Origin of the sequence: Brooklawnia sp. (assembly GCF_049651565.1) — a bacterium.
In the GTDB taxonomy this organism is placed as follows: Bacteria; Actinomycetota; Actinomycetes; order Propionibacteriales; family Propionibacteriaceae; genus Brooklawnia.
The window spans coordinates 1-5038 of sequence record NZ_JBASCI010000154.1 but is presented as its reverse complement, the minus strand read 5'-3'; the positions used below and the strand labels follow the sequence as shown (position 1 = coordinate 5038).

Genomic DNA, 5038 nt, shown 5'->3' with positions numbered 1-5038 from the left:
TTATCCGGCTAATCGGCGCTGGGTTTGGGTTTGACCGGGTAACGCGGTCAGTCGCGGGTGAGTCGGCGGAGTTGTGCGTCGTGCTGCCGGACGGTGTCGGCGAGGGTCTGGACGGCCTGGCGGAGCGTGGTGAGTTCGTCGGTAATCGCGGTGATGCCGCTGTCCGGAGCGGTCTGCCGGTGGTGCTCGATCACTGCGCGCAGTTCCGGGTTGCGGTAGATCGTGGACCGGGAGATGCCCGCGTGCTCGGCGACCGCGGCGATCGTGATCGGTTGGCCGTCCCGGGCGAGCTCGGTGCAGGCTCGTTCGATCTGGTTCAGCGTGGGGTTGGTCATCCGGTCTGCGTCTCCGTGTCGGCGATGAGCGCGTCGAGGCGGGCGATGAGCTTGTGGTGGCGTTCGGCCTCGTCGATCCATCCTCGCTGTTCCGCGTCGCGAGCGAGGGCGTCGGCGTCAACGCGTTGCGCGGCGAGGATCGGGAACGAGGAGGGCTCGGATCGGTAGGACGGGCAGTGTTCGCAGATGTTCGCGTAGGAGCATGCGCCCTGGGCGGGGGCGCGGAGGCAGAACCCGCCGGCCATCCGGGACTTCAGCAGCGGGGTGTCTTTCCAGTCGCGGCCGCCGGTGATGACCGTGAGTGGCAGCTGGGTGCGCCCGGCCATGTCTCCCGCCGCTGCGATGGGTGTGTTCTGTTTCGCGAGGTCGAGGGCGCGTTCGTATTCGGCGCGGACGGTCTGGTCGAACAGACGCCCGTAGCGAAGGCTCATCTCGGCGGACTGGTGCCCCAGGAGCGCCATGAGTGCTTGCAGGGAGACGCCGGCGTTGACCAGCGCGGTCGCGTAGGTGTGTCGTAGCTGGTGGGAGGTAACGTGCCCGAGACCTGCGACCTCGGTGGCGTGGTCGAGCTCGTGGCGGACGCACTGTTGCGAGAGCCGGCGGCCGAGGTAGGTGAACAGGAACTGCGCCGGGCGCCGGTAGCGGGGGTGCGGGAGCGGGCGGCCATGGGAGCGGATCTGGGTGACCCGGTCGATCACGTGCAGGGTCTCGGGGTCGAGGGGGACCATGCGTTCGGTGGCGAGCTTGCCGAGCGGGACTTTCAACCAGGCCCCGTTCCCGTCGAGCTCGTGGACGCAGTCCAGCTCGAGATCGAGCAGCTCTCCGATCCGCAGCCCGCAGGCGCGTTGCAACCGCAGCGCCAGAGCGGCCAACTCGTTCTCGGGATGCTCGGTCAACGCCGCGGTGAGCCGCCGGTCAGCATCGATCGGGAGGTAGCGGGGCAACACTTGCGGGAGCTTGGGGATGTCGTCACGGAACAGCACTTTCCGAGGTGGTGCGGCGTCCCATCCCCATTCGGTGATGTCGCGGAGGAACGTCGCGACCGCGACGACCCGCCGGTTGCGGTCGCCGATGCTGATCGGGGCGCCGTCCTTGTCGCTGACCGCGTCGACCAGCGACGCGAGGAACGGTTCGACGTGACGTCGCCGATCCAGATCCCTCACCGACGTCAACGCCGGGTCGGTTTCGGTGAGGAAGACACCGAAGTGCTTGAGCCGGGTCGCCATCGCCGACACCGTCTTGCGGTCGCAGGTTGCCCGTTTGCGTTCCAGATACCCGACAAGCTCTGCTCGCAACGAAGCAGTGACCTCGGCGAGTCGCTCTTCGTAAGGGATCGGACCGCCGATGCGGGGCGGGGAATCGAGGACACCCAGGTGGAACAGCACCATGTGCGCCATGCTGATCGCTGAGAAGTAGTGGCGATGTGAGATCCCCGTCGCGTGCTCGCGTTCCTGGCAGGCCACGGCGAACTCCTGCAGGTCGTCGACGGTGAGGTGTCGCATCGGCTTCCCGGTCTGGATCAGCAACCGGATCGGGGCCTGGGAGCCGGTCGCGAGTCTGGTCCGGGCGGTGAACCCGAGCTGTTCTGCCTCGTCGAGGAACCCGTCGATCTCGGCGCGCAGCGGGCTGGTCTGGATCTCCCGCCAGAGCGGGGACAGCTTCCGCGACAGCAGGTAGTCGTATCCCGGTCGGAGGCCGCCGTGGAGCATGAGGAACGTGATCACCGGTCGCGTCGCCGACCCTGCCGACAGCCGCTCCGCCAGCGGCGCTGCGGCCCAGTCCTGAGGGTCGGGCCAGGCTTCAAAGAACCGTCGCGCCGCCCATTCGTACGACTTGTTGCCGCGGCCGGTCGCGGTCAGGTGACGCAGATACGCATCCCGGAGGTCATCGCCTCGCAGGGATGTGATGGCGGCGTCACCGCTGCTGGGAGCGGATGCGTTCGCGTGCCGCATCGAACTCTGCCTTCACGTGAGCCGGGGCGAGGTGGACGTAGCGGGCGGTGGTATCGACATGCGCGTGTCCGAGAAGCGCCTGCATCACCGCAAGATCGACGCCGGCTTCGGCCAGCACAGTCCCGAACGTGTGCCGCAGCGCGTGCGGGTGCCCGCCGGTCACCCCAGTCAGGCCGCGGTGGTAGCGGAACACCGTCCGCAGCCCCGCCGCGGTCAACGGGCCACCCCGGTTCGGGCCCTTCGCAACCAGGAACAGCGTCTCGGAGTCCGACTCGGGCCGTTCAGCGAGGAGGTAGACATCGATCACCGACGCGACGTCCGGGTCGAGCGGGACACGCCGCTGCTTCGCACCCTTCCCGGTGACTGTGACCCAACGGCCGCCGATATCGACGTCCTTCACGTGGAGGCCGAGGACTTCCATCGACCTGAGTCCGCACCACAGCATCAGCCCCGCAATCGCCCGATCCCGCCACGTCCGCAGACTCCCCACCAGCGTCGCCGCATCCTGCGGCGACAACGCGACCGGCAGCCGGCGCGGCTCCCGCAACCTCAACGCCGACCGCGAAACTGGGCGGCGGACTGTGTGAGCGAGCATGCCGGAGCGTTTCCCGCTGGTTCGCCAGCGCGCTTCTCTGCCGCGTGGGACCGGGTTGCGTCTGGCGGGGTCACGCAACCCCGCGTACGTGAACAGGCCCGAGATCGCCGCGAGCCGCCGGTTGATCGTCGTCGCCGCATAACGATCCAGCGGGCGGCCGTCCATCCCGACGACGTTCGGCCCCGGCCTTCCCGGCAGCGTCGCTTCACGGCATGCCCGCAGAAACCCCAGGAGGTTGTCGGTCGTGACCTCTTCGAGCGATCGGTCCTGGCCCGCGAGCCAGCGGCAGAATGCGAGCAGGTCATACCCGTACGACCTCACAGTCGCGGGCGAATAGTTCCGATCCAGCAGATGCGCGAGGTACTCGTCCACCAACTCGAACCGCGCGGCGTGCTCGCCAGCGAGCACCCACTTGCGATCACGCTGCTCGAGCCACAGGACTTCCTTGTCCGTCATGCGACACATGTTGCACCCGTGCGTCAGACCTGCGCGGAACGCGCAGCGCGTCGGCGTGTCGCCACCAGGGATCGCGAGTCGAATAGCCGGTTAAGAGGGATGCCCCCACGCGGCCCATGGAGCCGGTCAGGCCGTGGCGTTTGAGGGCCTTCAGGAAGCGTCTGGAGCGGAATTGGGACCCGCGGTCGGAATGCACGATCACCCCGGTGGGCCGGCCTCGGTGGGCCACTGCCATCTCGAGCGCGTTGACGGCGATCCGGGCCTTCATCCGCGAGTCGATCGAGTAGCCGACGATCCGGTTGGAGAACACATCCTTGATCGCGCACAGGTAGACCTTGCCCTCGCGGGTGCGGTGCTCGGTGATGTCGGTCAGCCACAGCGTGTTGGGGCCCTCGGCGCTGAACTGCCGGTTGACCAGGTCGTCGTGGACGGGCGCGCCGGCTTTCTTGTAGCGGGTCTTGCGCGTGGTGAACACCGATTGGATGCCGGCGATCCGGCACAGCCGCCAGACTCTGCGCTCCGAGAGTGTGTACCCGAGCTCGGTGATGTCATCGGCCAGGACGCGGTAGCCGCCCTCCGGGTCATCATCGTGGAGCTGATGCAGCACGGCGATCAGCTCACGCTCTTCGGCCTCGCGGGCCGAGACCGGCTGCTTGAGCCACTTGTAGTAGCCCTGCTTGGAGAATCCCAACACCCGACACGCGACCGCCACCGGCACCCTCACGGGGGCACCGACCGCGGCCATCTCCTTCACGAGCGGGTAGATCATTTTGGGGGCGTGATGTGAGCCTGCGACAGATACGCCGCCGCTCGCCGTAGGACCTCGTTCTCCATCTCCAACTCGCGGATCCGGCGTAACGCCTGGGCCATGTCCTTGCGCTGCTCAGGATCGGTGGTCGGGGTCATCCCGTGGGACTGGAAGCGAGCGTCGCGGACCCAGGCTTGGAGGGTAGTTTTGGCCATCCCCATGTCCTTGGCGACCTGCTTCTGCGGGATGCCTGAGGCGACAAGCGCGACCGCGTCGCGCTTGAACTCGTCGGTGTAAGCGATCTTCGGCATGGATGCCATCCTTTCAGCACGACCCTTTCGAGGGAGTCATGCGGTCTTGGAGTCAACCAAACCTTCGGCAGTCCCGGGGACACCCCGGCCAGGGCCGCGATGGATGAGGTCACGTCCCGGACGAAGACATCCAGAACGGGAGGAGCGACCCGATCAAGGGACAGGTACGGGTTGAGGTCCTCAAGCTCGACGAGGAAGAGGCCGCCGTCACGCGTGCGGCAGGCGTCCACGCGCTGGATCCCGTGCTCGATGTCGTTCCAGTCGATGAACTGCTGCGCGAAGGACAGATCGGCCTCGGTCGGTTCGTAGGGTTCGAGCACCCATCGCTGGTCGGCATGAGGCGCATACAGCGCATACTCGAAGGTGCGGTCGACGAAGTAGAACGACACCTCGTAGTCGAAGTCGACGCGAGGCTGCACCAGCAGGTCCTCGAAGCTCAGCTCTCGCAATTGGTCACGTTCGACGAACTGGAGACCGACCGAATCAGCGCCGTACTTGGGCTTGGCCACATATTGGGCTCTTCAACCTTGAGGTGGGGGTGAGCGCGACACGCCAGAGCGCGGGGTGAGGGTGGTTGGGGGTCGAGGCCTTCAGGATCGGAAGCGTCTGTTCAACCTGACCGGAAGGCCTCGACGTGTCCG

Annotated in this window: 4 protein-coding genes and 1 pseudogene; 1 reads left to right on the top strand and 4 read right to left on the bottom strand. The window is 67.1% G+C overall.

Annotated features, from left to right (window positions below; genetic code table 11):
* Nucleotides 1–47 precede the first annotated feature (47 nt).
* From WBL05_RS07210 to WBL05_RS07195, 4 genes and pseudogenes are all read right to left on the bottom strand, one after another.
* Nucleotides 48–335: a DUF6262 family protein gene (locus WBL05_RS07210; protein WP_324523622.1), complete on the bottom strand. Its 288-nt coding sequence runs from the start codon at nt 333–335 to the stop codon at nt 48–50.
* Nucleotides 332–2059, bottom strand: a complete 1728-nt coding sequence (locus WBL05_RS07205; protein WP_424224791.1) for a tyrosine-type recombinase/integrase — start codon at nt 2057–2059, stop codon at nt 332–334. Before WBL05_RS07205 ends, WBL05_RS07210 begins: the two co-directional genes overlap by 4 nt.
* 190 nt (nt 2060–2249) lie before the next feature.
* Nucleotides 2250–3338, bottom strand: a complete 1089-nt coding sequence (locus tag WBL05_RS07200; RefSeq protein ID WP_424224789.1) for a tyrosine-type recombinase/integrase — start codon at nt 3336–3338, stop codon at nt 2250–2252.
* A gap of 37 nt (nt 3339–3375) precedes the next feature.
* Nucleotides 3376–4397, bottom strand: a pseudogene (locus WBL05_RS07195) (IS3 family transposase); the annotation flags it as partial.
* Between the two features lie 242 nt (nt 4398–4639).
* Between WBL05_RS07195 and WBL05_RS07190 the strand changes: the two are divergent.
* Nucleotides 4640–4939 (top strand): hypothetical protein, encoded by a 300-nt coding sequence (locus tag WBL05_RS07190; RefSeq protein ID WP_424224793.1) that lies wholly within the window; start codon nt 4640–4642, stop codon nt 4937–4939.
* Nucleotides 4940–5038: the final 99 nt, after the last annotated feature.

What these genes read in the sequence shown, in the direction of transcription:
- WBL05_RS07210 (WP_324523622.1), bottom strand. Translation starts at nt 335, where the DNA reads ATGACCAACCCCACGCTGAACCAGATCGAACGAGCCTGCACCGAGCTC.
- WBL05_RS07200 (WP_424224789.1), bottom strand. Translation starts at nt 3,338, where the DNA reads ATGACGGACAAGGAAGTCCTGTGGCTCGAGCAGCGTGATCGCAAGTGG.